The organism is Rhodococcus sp. WB9 (assembly GCF_007558985.1).
GTDB lineage: Bacteria > Actinomycetota > Actinomycetes > Mycobacteriales > Mycobacteriaceae > Rhodococcus_F > Rhodococcus_F opacus.
Genome location: NZ_CP041769.1, coordinates 3,417,228 through 3,437,435, shown reverse-complemented (window position 1 = coordinate 3,437,435; position 20,208 = coordinate 3,417,228). Strand labels below are relative to the sequence as shown.

Genomic DNA, 20,208 nt, shown 5'->3' with positions numbered 1-20,208 from the left:
ACGTCAGACGTCCTCGGCCAGCGTCACGGCGACCGTCGCACCGAGTTCGTAGCACCGCTCCCGCGCGCTCGCGTCGAGCGATCCGGTCAGTTCCAGGATCTCGGCCACCTGGGTGAGCGCCAGCCCGGTCACGATCTTCTGCACCGATTTCACGGCCCCGGCGGTGTCGTTGTTGCCGTGCACCCAGAGCCCGTAGGGGCGGCCGGCGACCGCGTCGAGGCACGGGTAGTAGACGGTGTCGAAGAAGTGCTTCAGCGCACCGGACATGTAGCCGAAGTTGGCGGACGTCCCGAACAGGAACCCATCGGCTGCCAGGACGTCGGGCACGGTCGCGCCGAGAGCGGGAATCGACTTCACGTCGACCCCGTCGATGTCGGGGTCCCGCGCGCCTTTCAGCACGGCTTCGAGGCACTCACGGGTCACCGGCGACGGCGTGTGGTGGACGACGAGTAGTGACTTCACAGTCGTCAGCGTACGACCGGGCCCGCTTCCTATCGGCCGGGCTCGCCTTCCCGTTCGACGCGTTCGAGTTCCACGGCCCGTTTCATCGTCTCCCGGGCCCTGCCGCGGTCGCCGGCGTAGTCGTAGGCGCGGGCGAGGCGGTACGAGTTCCGCCAATTGTCCGGTTCTGCTTCCCATTCGGATTTCACCTGCTGGAACAGTGCGTCCGCGGCGTCCCGGTCGATGCGGCCCGAGGGGCGCTTCGGCAGATCGCTGACGTCCAGTTCGAGCCCCTCGTCGGCGATGCGGCGGGACAGATGCTGATGCTGGAATCCGGCACGCAGCGTGGCGTAGACGATCCAGGCGCCCAGGAACGGCAGGATCAGGACGCCGACACCCAGGCCGATCGCGGCCGCTCCGCCGGCCTGGATCAGCTCGATCCCGCGTCGGCCGAGAAGGACGAAGTAGAACACCAGCGCCGCGACCAGCAGTCCGATCGTGACGACGGTCTTGGTCGAGCCGTCCTTCACAGGTCGAGAAGGGGGTCGATACCGACGGTCAGGCCGGGACGGGAGCCGATCTCCCGCACCCCGAGCAGGACGCCGGGGGCGAAGGAATTGCGGTCGATCGAATCGTGCCGGATGGTCAGCGTCTCCCCCTGTGTGCCGAGGATGACCTCCTGATGGGCGACGAGCCCTGCCAGCCGCACGGAATGCACCCGCACGCCGTCCACGTCGGCGCCGCGCGCACCGTCCAGTTCGGTGGTCGTGGCGTCGGGGCTCGGTCCGACGCCCGCCTTGCGGCGTGCCTCCGAGATGAGGGCGGCGGTCCGGTAGGCGGTGCCGGACGGCGCGTCCGCCTTGTTGGGGTGATGCAACTCGATGACCTCGACGGAATCGAAGAATCGTGCTGCCGCCTCGGCGAAGCGCATGGAGAGGACGGCACCGATCGCGAAGTTCGGGGCGATGAGCACACCGACCTCGGGCCGCTCCGACACCCACGACCGCACCGTGTCGAGCCGCGCGTCGTCGAATCCCGTCGTGCCCACGACCGCGTGAATACCGTTGGACACGAGGAACTTCAGGTTGTCCATCACCACGTCCGGGTGAGTGAAGTCGACGACGACCTGCGTGCCGGCCTCGACGAATGTCTCCAGCCGGTCGCCGTGATCGACCTCCGCGACGAGTTCGAGGTCCGGTGCCTGCTCCACCGCCTCGCAGATCGCTCGGCCGACCTTGCCCTTCGCTCCGAGAACCCCGACCTTGATGGGTGCTGCTGCGCTCACTTCTCCACGCTCCGTCCAGTCACAACGATTCGCCCGAAAGCCTACGCAACCGACGGGTGCCGGCCGGTGCGCAGGGGCGGGGCGGGAGACCTACGTCTCGCCGTCAGACGCGGCCGGCCTCGTACTCGGGGTGCCAGTGCGGTGATCGGCCGAGCAGCGACAGCACCGCGCCGAAATCGGCGGCGTCGGGGTCGGTCGGCAGGCCGGGCGCGAACGCGGCCCCCTCGCGCAACCGGTCCGCCCCGTCCGGGACGAGTCGTGCGATCGGGAGAACCGCGGCCACCATGCCGGATTCGGGCGCGAAGTCGAGCCCGAGCGACCGGGCGACGTCCCACGAATGGACCACGTAGTCGAGGAAGTGGAACCCGACGGCGATGGCTGCGGGGAACGGGAACTCGGTGCTGATCTCCGGCAACCAGAACTGCCGCTCCCCGACGCCGTCCCGGGTGAAGGCCTCGATGACGGTGTCGGCCGCCGAGCGGTACGCGGCGACGGGATCCGCCGACACGTGCGGCCGCCAGTTCGACGGGTCGGGACCTCCGCCCGCTGCCGCTGCGGCGAATCCCCGGTGCTGCACGGTCATGTGGTCCAGCAGTTCCCCGAGAGTCCACTGCGCACACGGTGTCGCGCGCTTCAGATCGTCGCGCGTCACCTGCGACACGAACTCCACACTCGATTGCACGGCGCGGATATCCCAGCGCCGGACCTCGCCCACATCCATCGTCGACACCTCGTCACTCGAATCGATTTGATACGCGTTCGCTTATCATCTACCTCGGTAGATGATCGGTCAAGGTGTATTTTCTGCGGTATGCCCAGCCGCGACCCGACGCACGGACAGCACGAACGCACCCGCCCCGATCTCGCGGCGATGACGACCGCCCTGAACCGCTCGCTGGTGGCGGCGGAACTCCCCGTGCTCGCGGAGCACGGGCTGACCATGTGGGGATACGTCGTGCTGCTGGCCCTCGACGAGCACCCGCTGCGCACCCAGGCCGCGCTGGCGGAGGCAATCGGCGCCGACAAGACCCGGATCATCGGCGTGCTCGACGACCTGCAGGACCGTGGCCTGATCGACCGTCAGCGCGATCCCGCGGACCGCCGGGCCCGCCTGCTGTCGCTGACCCCGGACGGGCACGACGTGCGCGACTCGGCGCAGGCGGCGATCCGGCAGGGCGAGGAGCGGCTCTTGGCCAGGTTGCCGGAGCGCGACCGCGAGGGTTTCGTGTCCGCCCTGATCGCGCTGTCGGCACTGCCGGTCGAAGACGTCACCGGGCGCCCGGGCGACTCCACCTGACGGAGTTCGCGCCGGCTCCCCTTCAGCCGTGCCGCAGCGCGTCCACGGCCTTGCCGATCCGGCGCTGCCGCGTCTCGTCCGTCTTGGCCCCCTCGACCGACAGCAGGTGCCGGCGCCGGTTGCTGTATGACAGTGCGTCGAACGCCTTTCGCGCGTCCGGCTGCCGGTCGAGCGCCTCGGCGAAGTCGGGCGGAACCGTGACGAACCTGGGTTCGGTGTCGAGCTCGACGTCGACCTCCACCTCGTCGCCTGCCGCGACCCCCGCACCTGCCCGGTTCTCGGGGATCCGGAAACCGGTCGCGGTCTTGCCGCCCAGCTCGATGGTGGTGCGGAACCTCACGGGCAGAGTTCTGCCCGCGACCGGCCCGCCGGGTCAGTCGAACACGATGATCTGCCGGATCGCCCTGCCGTCGGCGAGTTCGTCCATGCCGCGGTTGATGTCGTCGAGGGTGATGCGGGAGGAGATGAGTTTCTCCACGGGAAGCTTCCCGGCGCGCCAGAGGTCCTCGTAGATCGGGATGTCCCGGGACGGCACCGCCGACCCGAGGTAGCTGCCGATGATCGTGCGGGCCTCGGCCACCAGGATGAGCGGGGAGATCGACGACCGCGCGTCGGGCGACGGCAAGCCGACGGTGATCGTCTTCCCACCGGGAGCGGTTGCGCGAACAGCCGATTCGAATGCGCGCGCGTTCCCCGCGGCCTCGATGACGATGGGCGCCCGGATACCGGCTTCCTCGAGCTCCGCGGGGGTGTAGACGGCCGTCGCGCCGAGTTCGCGTGCGGTCTGCAGTTTCTCGGGTACGGCGTCGACGCCGATCACCTCGCCGGCGCCCCGGGAGACCGCCGTCAGGATCGCGGCCATCCCCACTCCGCCGAGCCCGACGACCATCACGGCCTGGCCGGGTTGCGGATCGCCCGCGTTGAGGACGGCACCGCCGCCGGTGAGGACGGCGCATCCGAGCACGGCCGCCACATCGGCGGGGACGTCGTCGCCGACGGGAACGACCGAGCGGCGGTTGACCACCGCGTGCGTCGCGAATCCGGACACCCCGAGGTGGTGGTGCACGGGGTCGCCGCCGCGGTGCAGTCGCGCTCCCCCGTCGAGCAGGGTCCCGTCGTTGTTCGCACTGGTCCCCGGCACGCACGGCATGCGGCCGTCGGTGGCGCAGCCCTCACACTCACCGCAGCGAGGAAGGAACGTCATGACAACACGCTGTCCGACCGCGACGTCGTCGACCCCGGCTCCGAGCTGGGTGATCCGCCCCGCGGCCTCGTGCCCGAGCAGCATCGGGACCGGGCGCACCCGGTTCCCGTCGACGACGGACAGGTCGGAATGGCACAGGCCCGCCGCTTCGATCCGGACGAGGATCTCGCCCTCGCCGGGCGGGTCGAGGTCGAGTTCGGAGATCGAGATCGGTGCCGACTCGGCGAACGGGCGCGTTCTCCCGATCTCCTCGAGTACCGCTCCGCGGATCTTCATTTCGGGCTTCTCCTCTTGTTGTCGGCGAATCCTCGTTACCGGACGATGCCGCGCACCGAGGCCGGCAGGTCACGCTTGCGACGATACGGTCCGACGACGGCGGCACCGAACGGGCGCTGCAGCAGAACTCGCGCGACCTCGCGCACCTCGTCGGTGGTGACCGAGTCGATCTTGCTCAAGGTTTCGGTGATGCTGCGGTGATTGCCGTAGTTGAGCTCGCTGCGACCGATGCGATGCATCCGGGAACCCGAATCCTCCAGTCCCAGAACCAGTCCGCCCCGCAGTGATCCCTTGGCGCGGGCGCACTCGGCGTCGGTGATGCCTTCGGCGGCCACGTTCGACAGCACCTCTCGGATCACCGTGGTGACCTCGCCGAGGTTCTCGGGCTGGCACCCGGCGTAGATCGAGAAGGCACCCGTGTCGGAGAACGTGTCGATGCCCGAGTACACGGAATACGCGAGGCCCCGGATCTCCCGCACTTCCTGGAAGAGCCGGGAACTGAGTCCGCCACCGACCGCGGCGTTGAGCACCGACAGCGCCCAGCGGTGCGACTCGTGCCGCCCGAACGCGCGCACCCCGAGGGAGAGGTGGACCTGTTCGCTGTCCCTGTTGGTCAGGCTGAGTGTCGGCTCCGTCCGCAGGCGCAGGGTGCCTGCGCGTCGGGGGGCGGGTTCGGACGCCGATTCGAGGTGCCCGGCGAACGCGCGCCGGACCAGCTCGACCGTCGGTTCGTGCTCCACGTTGCCGGCGACGGCCACCACCATGCGCGGCGGCGTGTAGCGCCGCACGTGGAACGAGTGGAGTTGGGTGCGGGTCATCGATTCGATCGATTCGACGCTGCCGATGACGGGCCTGCCGACGGGATGGTCGCCGTACAGCGCGGTCAGGAACGCGTCGCCGAGGAGGTCTTCCGGGTCGTCGTCGCGCATCGAGATCTCTTCGAGGACCACCTGGCGTTCCACGTCGACGTCGGCGGACCGGCAACGGCCCCGCAGGACGACGTCACTGACGAGATCGATGGCGAGGGGCAGGTCGTCGTCGAGCACGTGCGCGTAGAAACAGGTGTGTTCCTTGGACGTGAACGCATTGAGCTCGCCGCCGACGCCATCCATCACCTGCGCGATGTCGAGGGCGCTGCGCGACGGCGTGGCCTTGAACAGGAGGTGCTCGAGGAAGTGCGCGGCCCCGGCTACGGTGGGCTGCTCGTCGCGTGATCCGACACCCACCCAGACGCCCACGGACGCGGATCGGACACCGGGAACGTATTCGGTGACCACCCGGAGTCCGCCGGGGAGCACGGTGCGCCGGACGCCGGCATCCGGCTCGTGGAGGGTCGGCGCTTGGGTCAGTGCGGCAGTGCGGCTGCGATCGATCTTGGCCATGTAGTAGTTCAGCAGTCCTCGAAAGCTGGGCGTCGTCGAACGGCAAACTTTACACGCGGCACCCAGCCGTCGTTCACCAGCGTCGACGATGTGGTTGCGAACCCGATCAGTCGCTGTTCCCGAGGACGGCCACAGCGCGAACAACATCCTGGGCATCGTGTCCCGGGTTGCGGCGAGGCACTCGAACCACTCACCTGCGCGCCGCGGCGAGAACAGTTCGACGCCGCAGTCAGTGTCCGGGTCGGCGTGGGGCGTCGCCGGACCGGAGGTCGGTCGCGGCCAGCACCGCGATGCGCTCGGTGCGCTGGCCCGGCCGAATCATCTCCCTCGCCTCCAACATCCTCGCGCGGGACGAGAGGGCGGGACCGAACGGCACGTCCTCCGACGCGACCACGTCCACCCGAAGTCCCCGTTCCTCCAGCATCGCCCGTGTCTTGTCCACCCCGTTGAGCGTCGACTGGACGAGGAGCAGGGTACCGCCGGGAGCGAGAAGGTCGGGGGTTTCGCTGCAGATCCGATCGAGCACGGCCCGCCCGTCGACGCCGGCATCCCAGGCCCGCGCGAGTATCCGGCCCGGTCTGCCGTCGTCCGTCGCCGGCGCGTAGGGCGGGTTGGCCACGACCACGTCGAAGCGAAGGGTCCGGACGGAGTCCACCAGGTCGCCCCGCACGACGCGGATCGTCCGGCGGTTCAGTTTGGCGTTGAGCCAGGTACTGATCGCGGCTCGGCGCGACACGTCGACCGCAGTCACCCACCCCGCCCCCGCAGCACACGCCTCGACGCTCAACACCCCTGTGCCACAGCAGAGATCGAGCACCCGGGTGCCCGGTCCGAGATCTCGGGCCGCCAGCACCTCGGCGAGCAGCCAGGTGTCACGCTGGGGGCGATACACCCCCGGCAGACGAACGAGCATGATCGGCTCCCTCCCTCGCCGTTCCCTACAAGCGTGGCCAGTACCCCGAGTTACATGCAACTCGACACGGACCAATTCACCCGGTGTTCACGTCCGACCCCTCCCCGAGCCGCGTCTGCGGTGTCTGCCGGGGTCGAAAACGGGTATTCCTTCGCAGTGCCGCATTCCTTCTCAGCTGATTCCGACGCCTCGGTGGGCGTCGCGTGGGCCCTCGTCGCTCGGCCCTCGCGCTGGTCCGAGTGGGCGCCGCACCTGCGCGGCGCGTGGGGTCTCGGGTCCCCCGAGGTTCAGGCCGGCCGGCGTGGAGCGGCGCGACTGCTCTGGATCGTGCCTGTTCCCGCGTCGATCTCGGCCAAGACACCGGGCCGTTCCTGGGCCTGGCGGGTGGGACCGATGACGCTCGATCACGCCGTCGAGGCCCACGGTGCCGGCTCGCGGATCACGATGACCATGTCCGCTCCCGGCCCCCTCGACTCGGTGCTCGCCGCCACCCACGGCCCGGTGGTGCGAACTCTCGTCCGTCGACTCGCCCGCGTCGCGGGCGAACGCTAGCCGACGGCCATCGGCGGCGCGTCGTCCGGAGCGAGTTGAGCGCCGATCTTCCGGAACAGCCTGTCGGCCTCGTTCTTGTAAGCCCCCGTGTCGTCGAAGGCGGCCGGCTCGTAGGTGACGGCGACGGCGACGGCGATCTTCTGCGAGGGCAGATAGGCCTCCACCGCCGCGGATCCGCTGAACAGCGGATTCTGCATCAGCCAGTTGCCCACGATCGGCAGTCCGAGCCCGTAGGTGTAGTCCTCCGATTGCGGAAAGCACGTGGTGCAGCCGGGCAGGGTGGTCGTCTTGCCGCGCAGGTCGGTCGACACCATGGCCTCGTAGGACTCGGACGAGAGAAGTTCGCCCGTGCCGATGGCGACGGCCGTGTCGTGGAGGTCGTAGATGTTCGTGGTCTGGATGGCTCCGTGGGTGATGGTCCAGGACGGGTTCCAGTACGTGGATTCCTCGTAGAACGGCGCACCGGGCGGGATCTGCAGGGCCTCGCGCCGCTCGGACGAGAACGCGTGCAGGACGGGTTCGGTGATCGCCGCCGTCCCCGGGTCCGTGGTGTTGTCGAGGCCGAGCGGACCGAGCACCTTGTCCTGCATGAGTTCCGTCATCGGCTGACCGGTGATCTTCTCGAGAGCCAACCCGAGGATGACGTAGTTGGTGTGGGCGTAGTTCCAATTGGTCCCGGGTTCGTAGAGAAGCGGCTTCGACGTCGCGAACGCCAGGAGTTCCTCAGGCGTCCAGTTGCGGAACGGCGCCGCGTAGAGGGCCTCGGCGAATTCGGTGTTGCCGATGACGTAGTCGACGTAGCCCGAGGTCATCTGGGCGAGCTGACGGAGCGTCACGCGGTCGGCGTGCGGAATGTCGGGCAGCCACTTCGACACCGTGTCGTCGAGGCTCACCTTCTTCTCGTCGACGAGCTGGAGCAGCAACGTGGAGACGTAGGAGATGGCGACGGCTCCGTTGCGAAAGTGCATGTCGGTGGTGGCGGGCACCCCGGTCATCGACTCCCCGAGCGCCTGGGTGACGATTTCCTTGCCGTCGACCGTGACACGCACGATCACCGCCTTCAGGTGGCTTTCCGCCATGGTGTCGCGCACGATCTTCATCACCGCGTCGGCCTGCGCCGGATCGGCCGACGCGAGGGCAGAACCGCTGCTCGCGTCCGAGGAGGAAGAATCGGAGGACGAGGTGTTCGACGTGCACGCGGCCAGGAGTGCGAGGACGCACGTCAGCAGGAGAACCCGCCGGTTCGGTGTCATACCCGAGCTTGGCAGATCCGGGCGGCCGCTGGGGGTGAAACCTGTGGAGCCGGCGAGGATTCCGGTCAGATGATCGGCCGGCGCAGAAAGAGATCGCGGAGCAGCGCCACCTCGGCGCCGTGATGGATGACCTCCCGGTTGATGTGCAGCACCAGCGCAGCCATCGGATAATCCGCGAACGGTCCCTCGCTGGGGCCGCACGACCGGGCGAACCCCTCGACTCCGAGGTTCCGGACACCCGCAGACCAGGCCGCATAGTTCTCGTCGAGTTGCGCGAGCGCCTCGGCCGCGGTGCCGGCGTACTCGAACGTCTGATAGTCGACGGGCGGCCCGCCGAAGTGACTGGCGATGCGCACACCGAAGACGCCGACGATCACATGCCCAAGCCGCCACGCGATGGTGGTGACCGGTGGCGGGTCCGGTTCGGGGAAGGCGAAGTCGATGGTGAACGCACCACTCCCGGCCTGGACTGGCGCCGGCGACTCGCCGCGCGGGCGCACACTCCAGCCATCGGGCGCGGGTTCCCAGAAATACTCCTCGTCGGTCAACCCCTCCAGCCGGGGACGCAACTGATGCTGCCAGTGCCAGCTGAGCTGATCGGCAAGTTCGTGCGGCCAGTCCATGTCCTGACTCCCCTCTCCCTGTCGCCGATCGGACGTCGATCTCGAGACGGCTACCGCACACCGTCCGGGACCCGGACCCGCGGATGATTGGCCCGGAGGTTCATCGTCGCCAGCGCGACCGTCCGCTCGATCCGCCGCTGCCTCGTGTCCGGCTTCCTGGCTGACGCTATCCACTCCAGGATCAGCCGTGTCGAAGACGGCGGAAACTTGTCGAAGTTCGCGCGTGCAGCGTCGTTTCGCCCGAACGCTGCCCGCAGATCGCCGGGGACGACCGAGCTGTCCCCGTTCGCCGTGTTCTCCCAGGTCCCCTTGGCCTTGGCCAGATCGATGGCGGCGTAGCCGTGCTCGGTCATCAGTCCCTGCTCGATCATGTCCGCCGCGCGCCGCCGGTTCACCGCACTCCAGGTGCTGCGCGGGGTGCGCGGCGTGAAGCGCAGTTGAGAACTGTCGGCGTCTCGTCTGCGGAGCAGGCCGTCGATCCACCCGAAGCACAAGGCCTGCTCGATCGCCTCGTGGTATCGCAGGCTCGGCGTTCCGCTGTCCTTGTGGTCGATGATCAGCCAGACCTCCTTCTCGGTCCGGCAGTTCTCCGAAAGCCAGGCGCGCCATTGCGCGGTCGTGCGAGCGACGACGGTGTTCACCTCGTGGGTGTCCATCACGCGCCTGCCTTCGCAGCCAGGATGTCCAGGTAGTGCTGGTTGAACATGACGCCGAGGATGTTCCCGAACGGGTCGGCCACGGATGCGGTGACGAATCCCGGCCCGTGTTCGACCGGCTTTCCGTGCAGGGTGGCCCCCAGGGACAGCAGCCGCTCGACGGTCGCCTCCAGATCGTCGACGTGCCAGTAGGTCATCGTGTTCTCGGCTTCGCGTGACCGGTCGGGCGTCGCGAATCGGCTGTCGATGATGCCGAGTTCGTGCTGGTAGTCGCCGATCCGGAATTCGATGTAGGCGGGTGCCCCCGCCACCGAGCGCACGAAATACGGCTCGATTCCGAGCAGTTCGGTGTACCAGGCCTGGGCGGCGGTGAGGTCGTCGGCGTAGAAGTTGACGGTGGTGAGTCCTCGCAACATGGGTGGTTCCCTTCCTCGGTCGGTGACAACATTCATCCTCCGACTCAAAGTGCTCATCAATTGAGCACTTTTCGAGGGAAACTGAGGACATGCGCGCTGACCGACTCGTCGCCACCCTTCTGCTGATGCAGTCCCGGGGTCGAGTGACCGCCGCCGAGGTGGCGGACGAACTCGAGGTGTCCGTCGCGACCGCTCGCCGTGACCTGGAAGCGCTGTCCGCCGCCGGCATCCCGGTGTATCCGCAGTCCGGGCGCGGCGGCGGGTGGTCGCTCGTGGGCGGCGCCCGCACCGACCTCAGCGGGTTGTCCGCGACGGAGGCGCAGGCGCTGTTCCTTCTGGTCGGCCCGGCGGCCGCCGTCTCGGGCGAGGCCAAGGCCGCGCTGCGCAAACTCGTGCGGGCGCTGCCGCAGACCTTCCGGGCCGACGCCGAGGCCGCCGCCAGCGCCACCATGATCGATCCCACCCGCTGGGGCGAACGCGATCGCCGCAGGCCCGAGATGGTCGACCTGCTGCAGGCCGCCGTGATTCGGCGCCGGAAAGTGCGCCTGACGTACACGAACAGCGCCCGGCAACGGTCCGAGCGACTGGTCGACCCGTGGGGTCTCGTCGACAAGGACGACATCTGGTATCTCCTCGCCGGGACCGAACAGGGCCGGCGGACCTTCCGAGTCGACCGGATCGTCCACGCCGAATCGACGGAGCAGCCCGCCGAGCGCCCCGACGACTTCACACTCGCCGCGGCGTGGGACGAAGTGGTCGGCGAGGTGGAACAGCGGCGCTCGACGACCTGGGCGACCGTGCTCATCGACGCCAGATTCGTGCCGATCCTGCGCGATCACTTCGGGCGGCACTGCCACCCCGCCGGTGCGGACGACGACGGTCGCGCCCGGGTCCGCCTCGCCGCCCCGACCCCATTGGATATCGCCCGGAACCTCGCCGGCTGGGGTTCGACGGTCGAGGTGCTCGAACCGCGATCGGTCCGGGCCGAGCTCGCCCGGATCGGCACGCAACTCGCCCACCACAATGCCGGCGAACATGGTGCGGGCGGATGACCGAGCGTCAGTCGGTGAGGTAGCGCTCGACCGTCTCGACCTTCGCTCGCAGCTGATCGCTCCGCCCCGGCCGGATATCCGCTTTGAGAACCAGACTGACCCGCGGAAACTGTTCCAGCAGAACGTCCGTTGCACGCTTCACGACGGCCATGACCTCGTCCCACTCACCCTCGACGGTGGTGAACATCGACGTGGTCTCGTTGGACAGCCCGGATTCGCGGACCACCCGCACAGCCGCGGCGACCGCGGCACCGACGCTGTCGGAGTCCCCGCCCATCGGACTGACACTGAATGCCACCAGCATGTGCTCTCCTTCTCCGGGCATCGAAACTTCGCGGACGTTCCACAGACACACGTCGGACGGCGCCCCCGATCAAGGGGACGCCGCCCGCGAGCACGAACGTCTGGTTACCAAGCTGCATGGTTGCGCGGGGTGAAATGTGGCCTCGGCGTCAGACATCCCCCCGCCTGACGCAAGCCCACCGCGCTGAGCCCAGTTAGTGGGCTGTGCTTTCTGCGTGGGTGCCTACAACTCGTGCTGGGTGCCACGACCGAGAGGTGGAATCTTCTCTTCCGGTCCAACCTTGGTCTGCCGTGGATCCGTACCTCAGGTCTACCCCGCATATCCGGATAAGGCAACGAACCCGAGCTCGAGCGCGCCGGCCGATACGTCCAATTCGCCCAATAGCCGAGCTGCAAGGTCACCGACCCGGTCCGCTGGGCACGACAGAACTCACTGCCGAGGCGTACAAAGGAAAGACACCCAGGAGGCTCGGCAGTGGCGCGACAAGCCGCCACCCGCGCGATCTACGTGACAGGAAGAGCGATCTCCTCCAGCCACACGCACAGAGAGGACTTCGCATGGGAGTTCCGTGGGCACCACGGGCACGATCGGATGCGTACTGGGAGCACCAGGTCTCCGCCGAAGCGCGAGGCTGCGACAGTACCGAAGCGAGAGAATCCGCACCCTCCGACAAGCGCCCGACCCTTGCCGACCACAGCATGACTCACCGCAACACGGACGCTCCACCTGCAGATAACAGCGAGTGATGGGCACTAGGCCGTTCGGGGCAGGGACGACCCTCCAGGCGTGCCGGCGCGCGCCTGCCGCCCCAGCGCCTCGAGATTCTGCTGCATCTGCGGCCGCATGTCCCGGTGCTGCGGCTGCAGGCGAGAGTAGAGCCAGAGCAGCGGGCGGTACGGCAGTACGTCGATCCGATACGCGTGCGTCACCCGGGTCCCGTCGCCGTCCGCTCTGAATGTGTATGACCAGGTGGTCGAGTCGTGGTACAGCGGGTTGCGCCGATCCGACACCGTATGGAACTCGAACTTCCGCCCCGGATCGGCGGCGGTCACCTCGCAGACCCGGGACCAGCGCATGTGATGCGCGCGGTTGTGCCCCCGGAATCGGGCGCCCACGGCCCCCGGCGACCGTCCCGGTAGCCACGCGCAGCTGCGGCACTCGGGGCTCCGTTCGCTGATGCGGGTGACATCGGCGACCGCGTCGTACAGCTGCCGGGCCGGGATGTCGATCCACAGTTCTGCCGAGCCCTCGGTGCGGAGTGGCTGGTGGAGCCGGGGGCTCACGTCGAGGTCGGCGCCCCACCGGGCGGCGCATGCCCGCCGATATGGTCGCTTGAACGCGTGGAGCAGCATGAACCGGGTGGCGGGATCGACTTTGCGAACGGTGACGTCGTAGTCTTCCCGATCGACACCGTCGACGATCCAGTGCGCTTCGATCCCCAGCTCCCGCTTGGTCTTCGAGGCGATGAACACCTCCCGCTCCACGTCGTCCCACTGACGACAGGTCAGGGTGCGGGCGACGACCGGCATCATCTCGTGCTCTTCGCGCTGCAGGTGCGGCAGCAGAACCTGTTCGAGAGCGGCGAGGGAACGCGAAAGGTCTTCTCGGGCAGCCGGATGCACACGGTACTCGGTTGCCGCAGCGGCGACCCGCTCCATCTCGGGGCCGATTCGCGCGTGGTCGGCGTCCATCACGTCGAGCAGCGCCCCGGCGGCCGGGTTCAACTCGCGGACCAGCGGCCACAGTCCACCGTCCTCGCCGCTGTGGTGCAGGTGCAGGAAATGCATCATCCACACGAGATGATCGGCGAGGGCGACCCGCTGAGTCTGCGCGGGCGGAGGTGCTGTGCGCAGCACCTGCGCGGCGCGCGCAATATCGCGGCGTAGCGCGCTGTGGACGATGCGCATGATGCGAGTGTCGGCGGGTGGCCGAGTATCGGTTGTCATGACCTACTCCAGACAATGGTGCCCGTATGTCACACCGGGCGGTCGAAGATTTCTGCGATGCGGTCGATCAGCCATGACTCGTAGCGGACGCGACTCCAACCGCATTCGTCCACGAGCAGGGCATAGACCTGATCGTGGGTTTGGACCCACAGTTCGTCGACCTGACCAGGATCGGGGTGATGGCCCATGATCAGGTTTGCGACGTCGGCGACCGAGCGCCTGCGCTGCCCCTCCAGGTCGGCGGCCACCGCTGCGAGCGTGGCATCCGCCGTCGCACCCTGGCGGATTGCCACGGCCAGGCGGTATATGCGCTCGTTGATCATGGCGATCATGCGCGCACCCATCTCGATGCGGTCGCCGGTCGTCCGCCCCGTACCGATCGCCATGTAGAAGGGCCTGTCGGCCAACGGCACCTGTGCGTCATCGCCGACAATGGCGACCTCGAGCGCCGACTTCAACAGGTCCGCCTTGGATCCGAATGTCGTGTAGACGGTTTCGACGGAAACCGCCGCGGCCCGCGCGACATCCCTCATCCCGGTGGCGACCCAGCCGTGCTCGGCGAACAGCCGGGTGGCGGCCTCCAGTACGACCGCCCGCGTCTGGGCTGCCTGCATCCGACGCAGCGGAGAGCGGTACCGGCGGGTCCCAGATCCGCCCGGCTCCGCAGAGTCGTACTCGACCCTCGCCATATCCCAATCCTAGAACGCACAAGTTTTCAATACAATACTGTTCAAGCGATTTCGGGCATGCTCGTCCGGACGCTTCACTCCTCCGAAGCGGCCATCCGTGCATGCCACGATGCGCGCGTCGAAGTGCATTCGTTGCCGATGGCCACCCCGATGACGGCATGGATGGCGCGGCGGCGGCATTCGTGGCCGGCGATCGCCGAGATGGGGGTGGCGATGTATCTCGCGTTCGTCGTGCTGTTCCGGCCGCTCTGGCTCGGCCTGCTCTCCGGCGACGGCCTGATGCTCGCCGGCCATGTGCTGATGCCCCGCAATGGCAGCGGCAATGCTGCACCGCAGGGAGGAATACGTCGGGGCGCATTGACTCCCCCACCGGGGCGCTCTGACAGTCGGCACCGGGTGGCGAGTCCGGTCGAATTGCGGGATGACCCGGGCGGCACCAGGGCTGCCGCGGCGGTCGGGGCACGACGGTGGCGCCGATCCGCAATGATCACACCGTGGCAACCTTCAACGACTACGACACGTACGCGTCGGCGTATGACGCCGACACCGAGAACAACGTGTACAACGCGTTGTACGAGCGACCTGCGACCTTGGCGCTGGTCGGCGACGTCGCAGGCCGGAAAGTGCTGGATGCGGGCTGCGGCAGCGGTGCGCTGTCGCGTGCACTCGTCGCCGCCGGTGCCGCCGTCACCGGCGTCGATCTCAGCACGGGCCTGCTCGCGATCGCCCGAACGCGCCTGGGTCCCGACGTGTCGTTGATCCGGGCCGATCTCAACCAGCAGTTACCCATCCGGTCATCGATCTTCGACGTCGTCGTCGCGTCGTTGGTGATGCACTACGTCCACGATTGGTCGAGACCGTTGACCGAGTTCCGCCGGGTACTCGCGCCAGGCCGGTACGTCGTCATCTCGACCCATCACCCGTTCGTCGACTTCAGGCTTGCCGGGCAGGGCGATTATCTCGGAACGTACGAGTTCACCGAGGAATGGGTGAAGTCCGGCGAGACGGCCCACATGAAGTTCTGGCACAGGCCGTTGCACGCCATGTTCGACGCATTCACCGCAGCGGGATTCACCGTCGAACGTATTTCGGAGCCGCGGCCCGGTGCGGCGGTGCACGATCGCTCCCCCGAACACTTCGAGCGGCTCAACCGTGAGGCACCGTTCATCTTCTTCACACTGCGCGTCAGGGAAGATGCATCAGCTTCCTGGCGAGGGTGAAGAGGCGGCGCGCCAGCCTCACCACGGGGAGGCCCAGAGGAAGCAGGATGACTGTCACGCAGAGCACCCCACCGACAAGCCATACCACCGCCGCGACAATGCCCAGCACCGTGCCGAGAATGGCTGTGAGGATGCCCAGCACCACGTCGAGCAGGCCCCGTAGTAATCGCATGACGACCTCCTGACCTCCTGGTTCCAGTTTGCGCGCCGACGGGCCGAAGCGCACCACTGAAAGCTGCCCATCGGGGAAGGAATACCGCTGCCCCGCGAACCGTTGACACACTCGACGGTGTTCGACCCGATGCCCCGGGTACCACATTGAAAATTGTCGCTTCGAGCGACCACTTGCCGAGAGGCGCACTGGCGGGCACCGTCACCACCCGCCCGGGTCAGACCTACATTGCGTAGCGTGCCTGGGAAGGAAGCGAAGCCGCTGACACCGTAAGGTGCCGGCGGCTTCTTGCGTGCGCAGACGAATGTGGGCACCACTAGCGTGACTGCATGGCACTCATCGGGAGTTGCCGGGAACCCTGCCCACGGATCTGCAGCTTCCCGGACTGCCGCCCACTTCACCGCCGCCGCTACCCACGACGACGCTGACGTGCCAGCCGCAGCCCATGTTCTGCTCGACGAGCTCACCGTCTGGGGCACACCCGACACCGCTCGAGACCAGCTCCAGCACTGGTACACGGCAGGCGCCGAGATGCCCATCCTCACCCTCCCACCCCACCGCACCATCGCCGAACTCGACTACATGCTCGAAACCATGCGCCCACACCCCTGACATTCCCGCCTGCTCGCGCAACACCGAGAACGGAAGCTGTTGGGACAGTTCGCGTTCAGATAGGTAGTTGACGTACCAATTGTTATCGGCAAATTGTGGGAGACTCGACATCTCGCTTCTCAACGGTCCCGAGGGTTGCACGGTCTCTTCGCTCACTTCCGCCTCGACGACGTGGCTGTTGCGGATCTCGCCCGACCTCCGCCTGGTGCCCGCAACCTCGCCCACCCCCCACCAGGTCCTCGCCGCTCGACTGGAGCGGGCGAAGACCGCGTGCACCGTCCCGGCCGGGGGAACTCGATCGGCATTGCCGCCAGGCGATACGACCGCGCACGAGGCACAGAAAGCTTCATGCCGATGCAATCCCCGGCTGCGCCGTCCCCAACTGGCGAAACGGGGAAACGCGCCCGCCATCGTCGCGGTCGGCCGTTCCATCCTCGTGATCATTACAGCAGACACAGCACCCCTGAGGTCAAGAGACGCAATCACTTTCGTGCGCCAGAGGCCCCAGGTCACACCGTCACCCTCCGCGAATGAAACCGACCATTTGCTCTGTGGATTACCCGGATGGGTGCCCTTGTATCCACAGACTTTCGTGACTTAAGGTGGAGTGCGCGCCTCGCGCGGCGTGTCGGGGCCTGGGCGGGTTGCGTTGATAGACAGGCTAAATAGCCCTCCTAAGGATTGATCATGTCCATCAGGCCCACCGCATCGACGGTACAAGGACCCAGTTGCCCCCCGGCCGGCTCGTCCCCAAGAATGCACGAGCGGGCATCGCCGGCACTCAGGCGCAGCCGGTCAGTTTTCCTCAGGTCGGCGGAGCCTCCCAACGGGCCCGACACGTCGAGAGGTCTTGGTGGCAACGCCCCCAGTCAATGAATCACACGAGCTTTCCCCATGCTGGAGGAGGGCGCCACGGGTGGTGCGCGCTCAGACGAAAGCTCCTGCAATAAGTCGAGGGACCTCTTCACGTCGGTGCACCGGCGAGTGACACCGCAGTGTCGCATCCCTCACACGCCGAGAACCGGGCGAACGATGTTTACCAAGACGTTGTTGATCGACAACTACGACTCCTTCACATACAACCTCTACAGCTTTCTCAGCGAGGTCAACGGGTGCCCACCGACGGTGGTGCGCAACGACATCGACTGGCGTGCGATCGAACTGACCGAGTTCGACAATATCGTGATCTCTCCGGGGCCCGGTCGTCCAGCAAGCGAACGCGACTTCGGCATCAGCTCGCGGGCCATTCTGCAGGGTGGGCTTCCGACACTAGGAGTGTGCCTCGGCCATCAGGGTTTATGCCAACTGTTCGGTGCGCATGTCGTCTTGGCACCAGAGCCGAGGCACGGTCGCAACTCAGAGGTATTCCACGACGGAAGAGAATTGTTCGCGGGCCTCCCCTCGCCCCTGTCGGTCGTCCGGTACCACTCTCTCGCCGTCGAAGATCTCCCTGATGAGCTGGAGCCAACTGCGTGGACATCCGACGGGATCCTCATGGGGGTAAGGCACCGCCAGCGCCCGCTGTGGGGGGTGCAATTTCATCCGGAGTCGGTCTGCACCGATCATGGACATCAACTCCTCGCCAACTTCCGTGACCTCACCCCGACCCGCCGGAAGGGATCCGCCCCGAAGCCTCGGCGTCGGCCGCGGACCTTGTCGCCATACGTGGTGGAAACACGACGGATAGATCGGCGAGTCGACCCACAGACGGTGTATGAGCGCCTGTTCGCAGACGGCCCCAACAGTTTTTGGCTCGATGGCAGCTCCACAGTGGAGTCGGACGCCCGCTTCACCATCATGGGCGACGCATCTGGCCCACGCGCCGAGTACATCACGTACGACGTCGCGGACGGCACCGTCCTGGTGCACCGTTCCGGCGTTCCGGCCGGCAGACGACGCGTGCGATTCTTCGACTATCTCGACGAACAGTTGCGGGCCCGCGCTGTGCCGCCATCGCCCGACCTGCCGTTCTCGTTCAATCTGGGTTACGTGGGCTACCTGGGCTACGAGTTGAAGGCCGAAGCCGACGGCAATACGCAACACTCCGCGGACACACCGGACGCTGCCCTGGTCTTCGCCGACCGCGCAGTCGTGATCGACCACGTCGACGGCAGCTGCTACCTGCTAGCGCTCAGCGAGCAGGCCCACGAACCCGAAACCCGTGACTGGATGCGCCGTACGGCCCAGGTGATCAACCGATTGCCCGTCACGACCGACGATGCGTTTCCCGCGCGGCCGCTCATCAGGTCCGCGGCAGACCCGCGCATGACGCTGCGCCACAACCGTGAAACCTACCTCGACAAGATCCGTACCTGTTTGGAGAACATTCGGGTCGGCGAAACGTACGAAGTGTGCTTGACGAACCACGCCCAGATCGATGTCGAGATAGACCCCGTCGAAACCTTCGCCTACCTCCGATCGATCACTCCAGTGCCCTACGCAGCACTCCTGAGGTTCGAGGCAGCGGACATACTCAGCGCCTCCCCCGAGAGGTTTCTGCGCGTGGACGCCGACCGGGTAGTGGAGTCCAAGCCGATCAAGGGCACCCGGCCGCGGGGAGCAACCGCTGCGACGGACGACGCGCTCCGCCAGGACCTGCTGACGAGCGAGAAGGACCGGGCCGAGAACCTCATGATCGTCGACCTCGTGCGCAACGATCTCTCACGGGTCTGCACTCCCGGTTCGGTGCACGTACCGCGATTGTTCGACGTCGAAACCTACGCACCGGTCCACCAACTCGTGTCGACGGTGCGTGGGACGCTGCGCAGCGACGCGACTGCAGTCGGGTGCGTGCGCGCCTGCTTCCCGGGTGGCTCGATGACCGGAGCACCGAAGATACGCACCATGGAAATCATCGATCGGCTGGAGGAGGGGCCGCGAGGCGTGTACTCGGGCGCCCTCGGCTGGCTGTCCATCAACGGCACCGCCGACCTCAGCATCGTCATCCGAACCATGGTGTCCCGGCACGGGACAGTGAGCTTCGGGAGCGGGGGCGCCATCGTCGCATTATCCGACCCCGACGAAGAGTTCACCGAGACCCTGGTCAAGGCGGCCGCCATGCGCAGGGCCCTCACGATCAGCGCCGGCAGATCCCCCGCCGTCGCCCACAGCGTTGGTCTGCAGACCTCGAGTGACGCCATCGATCGAGCTAGGCGACGACTCTCGCGGGCCGAACTGGGCGGTGTAGAAGTGTGGGTCTGCCCCGGTGTGCCAGCACCCAGGGCCAACACCGAACTTGTACTTGCCGAGGCCCTCGCCGATATTTCACATGTCACGACTCCAGTGGTCGTGGATCTGTGCACCGGTTCGGGAGCAATCGCCCTGGCAATCGCGCATGCCCGAGCCGATGCCGGTGTACATGCCGTGGATGCGGATCCGACAGCCCTGAACGTGGCGCGACGCAACATCGAACGTCAGATCCGCCTCGGCGAGAGGCCGATCGTGCTTCACGAAAGCGCCGTCAGCACGCCCAATCTATTGTCCGGCCTTGCCGGAACGGCCGATCTGGTCCTCGCCCGTCTACCGTGCATTCCCGACGACGAAGACCTTCCCTCACAGTGCGGCGAGTACCGCCGACCGGCCTTGGTCAGCGGCACGGATGGGCTGAAGCTCGCCCGGCAAACGATTGTTGCGGCGGCACGGCTCCTGCACGCGGGCGGCAGCCTCGTCGTCGAGCACCGTCCCGACCGCTACACGACAGTGCTCGCACTACTCGACGAGAACAAGTTCTTCGCCAACGTGGCAACACATTTCGATCAGGCGGGAGAAGCGGCCTACACCACGTGCGCGCGGACATCCATGCAACTCCAGCACGCCGAGGTCGGGCCCGAGCCCAACCCTTGCACGCCTCCTGGTGCGAAGAGCAGATCGGAGAAGAGTCGTGGACGCCGTCCCGCCACCGATTCCAGGAATTGA

Annotated in this window: 22 protein-coding genes; 6 read left to right on the top strand and 16 right to left on the bottom strand. The window is 67.2% G+C overall.

What is annotated here, in order from left to right; all coding sequences use genetic code 11:
• Window positions 1-3: 3 nt before the first annotated feature.
• The 4 genes from FND50_RS15930 to FND50_RS15915 form a co-directional block, all read right to left on the bottom strand.
• Window positions 4-462, bottom strand: a complete 459-nt coding sequence (locus FND50_RS15930) for a flavodoxin family protein (RefSeq protein ID WP_005261169.1) — start codon at window positions 460-462, stop codon at window positions 4-6.
• Window positions 463-491: 29 nt separating this feature from the next.
• Window positions 492-971: a hypothetical protein gene (locus FND50_RS15925; protein ID WP_005261170.1), complete on the bottom strand. Its 480-nt coding sequence runs from the start codon at window positions 969-971 to the stop codon at window positions 492-494.
• The gene (dapB, locus tag FND50_RS15920; protein ID WP_005261171.1) at window positions 968-1,726 is read right to left on the bottom strand and encodes a 4-hydroxy-tetrahydrodipicolinate reductase; all 759 of its coding nucleotides are present in this window, start codon (window positions 1,724-1,726) and stop codon (window positions 968-970) included. Before dapB ends, FND50_RS15925 begins: the two co-directional genes overlap by 4 nt.
• A 103-nt stretch (window positions 1,727-1,829) precedes the next feature.
• Entirely contained in the window at window positions 1,830-2,447 is a 618-nt protein-coding gene (locus tag FND50_RS15915) for a TIGR03086 family metal-binding protein (RefSeq protein ID WP_144286328.1), read from the bottom strand.
• Between the two features lie 90 nt (window positions 2,448-2,537).
• Here FND50_RS15915 and FND50_RS15910 point away from each other — a divergent pair, with 90 nt between their 5' ends.
• Window positions 2,538-3,023, top strand: coding sequence for a MarR family winged helix-turn-helix transcriptional regulator (locus tag FND50_RS15910; RefSeq protein WP_005563883.1), 486 nt, complete (start codon window positions 2,538-2,540; stop codon window positions 3,021-3,023).
• A 22-nt stretch (window positions 3,024-3,045) separates the two neighbouring features.
• On the opposite strand, the gene FND50_RS15905 is transcribed toward FND50_RS15910, so the two are convergent.
• The 4 genes from FND50_RS15905 to FND50_RS15890 form a co-directional block, all read right to left on the bottom strand.
• The gene (locus tag FND50_RS15905) at window positions 3,046-3,363 is read right to left on the bottom strand and encodes a YdeI/OmpD-associated family protein (protein WP_144286327.1); all 318 of its coding nucleotides are present in this window, start codon (window positions 3,361-3,363) and stop codon (window positions 3,046-3,048) included.
• A gap of 33 nt (window positions 3,364-3,396) precedes the next feature.
• Window positions 3,397-4,503, bottom strand: a complete 1,107-nt coding sequence (locus FND50_RS15900; RefSeq protein WP_144286326.1) for an alcohol dehydrogenase catalytic domain-containing protein — start codon at window positions 4,501-4,503, stop codon at window positions 3,397-3,399.
• 35 nt (window positions 4,504-4,538) lie between these two features.
• Window positions 4,539-5,885, bottom strand: a complete 1,347-nt coding sequence (locus tag FND50_RS15895; RefSeq protein WP_144286325.1) for a pitrilysin family protein — start codon at window positions 5,883-5,885, stop codon at window positions 4,539-4,541.
• A 229-nt stretch (window positions 5,886-6,114) separates the two neighbouring features.
• Window positions 6,115-6,798 (bottom strand): HemK2/MTQ2 family protein methyltransferase, encoded by a 684-nt coding sequence (locus FND50_RS15890; protein ID WP_144286324.1) that lies wholly within the window; start codon window positions 6,796-6,798, stop codon window positions 6,115-6,117.
• Between the two features lie 156 nt (window positions 6,799-6,954).
• Between FND50_RS15890 and FND50_RS15885 the strand changes: the two genes are divergently transcribed.
• The gene (locus FND50_RS15885) at window positions 6,955-7,350 is read left to right on the top strand and encodes an SRPBCC family protein (protein ID WP_144286323.1); all 396 of its coding nucleotides are present in this window, start codon (window positions 6,955-6,957) and stop codon (window positions 7,348-7,350) included.
• On the opposite strand, the gene FND50_RS15880 is transcribed toward FND50_RS15885, so the two are convergent.
• The 4 genes from FND50_RS15880 to FND50_RS15865 all read right to left on the bottom strand — a co-directional run bounded on the left by FND50_RS15880 (window position 7,347) and on the right by FND50_RS15865 (window position 10,298).
• The gene (locus FND50_RS15880) at window positions 7,347-8,603 is read right to left on the bottom strand and encodes a serine hydrolase (protein WP_144286322.1); all 1,257 of its coding nucleotides are present in this window, start codon (window positions 8,601-8,603) and stop codon (window positions 7,347-7,349) included. The genes FND50_RS15885 and FND50_RS15880 overlap by 4 nt on opposite strands.
• A gap of 65 nt (window positions 8,604-8,668) precedes the next feature.
• Window positions 8,669-9,226 (bottom strand): DinB family protein, encoded by a 558-nt coding sequence (locus tag FND50_RS15875; RefSeq protein ID WP_144286321.1) that lies wholly within the window; start codon window positions 9,224-9,226, stop codon window positions 8,669-8,671.
• A gap of 50 nt (window positions 9,227-9,276) precedes the next feature.
• Window positions 9,277-9,882, bottom strand: coding sequence for a YdeI family protein (locus FND50_RS15870; protein ID WP_144289073.1), 606 nt, complete (start codon window positions 9,880-9,882; stop codon window positions 9,277-9,279).
• Window positions 9,882-10,298: a VOC family protein gene (locus tag FND50_RS15865; protein ID WP_144286320.1), complete on the bottom strand. Its 417-nt coding sequence runs from the start codon at window positions 10,296-10,298 to the stop codon at window positions 9,882-9,884. The genes FND50_RS15870 and FND50_RS15865 overlap by 1 nt, the downstream gene beginning before the upstream one ends.
• 89 nt (window positions 10,299-10,387) lie before the next feature.
• Between FND50_RS15865 and FND50_RS15860 the strand changes: the two genes are divergently transcribed.
• A complete protein-coding gene (locus FND50_RS15860; RefSeq protein WP_144286319.1) occupies window positions 10,388-11,350 on the top strand; it encodes a YafY family protein in 963 nt (320 codons plus the stop codon).
• 7 nt (window positions 11,351-11,357) lie between these two features.
• Here FND50_RS15860 and FND50_RS15855 read toward each other — a convergent pair whose 3' ends face one another.
• The 3 genes from FND50_RS15855 to FND50_RS15840 all read right to left on the bottom strand — a co-directional run bounded on the left by FND50_RS15855 (window position 11,358) and on the right by FND50_RS15840 (window position 14,289).
• Complete coding sequence (locus tag FND50_RS15855) at window positions 11,358-11,654, bottom strand: MTH1187 family thiamine-binding protein (protein ID WP_009479982.1); 297 nt, start codon at window positions 11,652-11,654, stop codon at window positions 11,358-11,360.
• A gap of 752 nt (window positions 11,655-12,406) precedes the next feature.
• Window positions 12,407-13,600, bottom strand: a complete 1,194-nt coding sequence (locus FND50_RS15845; RefSeq protein ID WP_144286318.1) for a hemerythrin domain-containing protein — start codon at window positions 13,598-13,600, stop codon at window positions 12,407-12,409.
• A gap of 29 nt (window positions 13,601-13,629) precedes the next feature.
• Window positions 13,630-14,289: a TetR/AcrR family transcriptional regulator gene (locus FND50_RS15840; RefSeq protein ID WP_144286317.1), complete on the bottom strand. Its 660-nt coding sequence runs from the start codon at window positions 14,287-14,289 to the stop codon at window positions 13,630-13,632.
• A 494-nt stretch (window positions 14,290-14,783) separates the two neighbouring features.
• Between FND50_RS15840 and FND50_RS15830 the strand changes: the two genes are divergently transcribed.
• A complete protein-coding gene (locus tag FND50_RS15830) occupies window positions 14,784-15,509 on the top strand; it encodes a class I SAM-dependent methyltransferase (protein WP_144286316.1) in 726 nt (241 codons plus the stop codon).
• On the opposite strand, the gene FND50_RS15825 is transcribed toward FND50_RS15830, so the two are convergent.
• Window positions 15,475-15,681 carry a hypothetical protein gene (locus tag FND50_RS15825; RefSeq protein WP_025432377.1) on the bottom strand — a complete coding sequence of 69 codons (207 nt, stop codon included), beginning with the start codon at window positions 15,679-15,681 and terminating at the stop codon, window positions 15,475-15,477. The two genes, FND50_RS15830 and FND50_RS15825, sit on opposite strands and share 35 nt — an antisense overlap.
• A 429-nt stretch (window positions 15,682-16,110) precedes the next feature.
• Here FND50_RS15825 and FND50_RS15820 point away from each other — a divergent pair, with 429 nt between their 5' ends.
• Both FND50_RS15820 and pabB read left to right on the top strand, forming a co-directional pair.
• A complete protein-coding gene (locus tag FND50_RS15820; protein ID WP_005264887.1) occupies window positions 16,111-16,293 on the top strand; it encodes a hypothetical protein in 183 nt (60 codons plus the stop codon).
• Between the two features lie 1,032 nt (window positions 16,294-17,325).
• Window positions 17,326-20,208, top strand: coding sequence for an aminodeoxychorismate synthase component I (gene pabB, locus FND50_RS15815; RefSeq protein ID WP_144286315.1), 2,883 nt, complete (start codon window positions 17,326-17,328; stop codon window positions 20,206-20,208).

What these genes read in the sequence shown, in the direction of transcription:
- FND50_RS15915 (WP_144286328.1), bottom strand. Translation starts at nt 2,447, where the DNA reads ATGGATGTGGGCGAGGTCCGGCGCTGGGATATCCGCGCCGTGCAATCG.
- FND50_RS15910 (WP_005563883.1), top strand. Translation starts at nt 2,538, where the DNA reads ATGCCCAGCCGCGACCCGACGCACGGACAGCACGAACGCACCCGCCCC.
- FND50_RS15900 (WP_144286326.1), bottom strand. Translation starts at nt 4,503, where the DNA reads ATGAAGATCCGCGGAGCGGTACTCGAGGAGATCGGGAGAACGCGCCCG.
- FND50_RS15895 (WP_144286325.1), bottom strand. Translation starts at nt 5,885, where the DNA reads ATGGCCAAGATCGATCGCAGCCGCACTGCCGCACTGACCCAAGCGCCG.
- FND50_RS15890 (WP_144286324.1), bottom strand. Translation starts at nt 6,798, where the DNA reads ATGCTCGTTCGTCTGCCGGGGGTGTATCGCCCCCAGCGTGACACCTGG.
- FND50_RS15880 (WP_144286322.1), bottom strand. Translation starts at nt 8,603, where the DNA reads ATGACACCGAACCGGCGGGTTCTCCTGCTGACGTGCGTCCTCGCACTC.
- FND50_RS15875 (WP_144286321.1), bottom strand. Translation starts at nt 9,226, where the DNA reads ATGGACTGGCCGCACGAACTTGCCGATCAGCTCAGCTGGCACTGGCAG.
- FND50_RS15870 (WP_144289073.1), bottom strand. Translation starts at nt 9,882, where the DNA reads ATGGACACCCACGAGGTGAACACCGTCGTCGCTCGCACGACCGCGCAA.
- FND50_RS15865 (WP_144286320.1), bottom strand. Translation starts at nt 10,298, where the DNA reads ATGTTGCGAGGACTCACCACCGTCAACTTCTACGCCGACGACCTCACC.
- FND50_RS15860 (WP_144286319.1), top strand. Translation starts at nt 10,388, where the DNA reads ATGCGCGCTGACCGACTCGTCGCCACCCTTCTGCTGATGCAGTCCCGG.
- FND50_RS15855 (WP_009479982.1), bottom strand. Translation starts at nt 11,654, where the DNA reads ATGCTGGTGGCATTCAGTGTCAGTCCGATGGGCGGGGACTCCGACAGC.
- FND50_RS15845 (WP_144286318.1), bottom strand. Translation starts at nt 13,600, where the DNA reads ATGACAACCGATACTCGGCCACCCGCCGACACTCGCATCATGCGCATC.
- FND50_RS15840 (WP_144286317.1), bottom strand. Translation starts at nt 14,289, where the DNA reads ATGGCGAGGGTCGAGTACGACTCTGCGGAGCCGGGCGGATCTGGGACC.
- FND50_RS15825 (WP_025432377.1), bottom strand. Translation starts at nt 15,681, where the DNA reads ATGCGATTACTACGGGGCCTGCTCGACGTGGTGCTGGGCATCCTCACA.
- pabB (WP_144286315.1), top strand. Translation starts at nt 17,326, where the DNA reads ATGTTTACCAAGACGTTGTTGATCGACAACTACGACTCCTTCACATAC.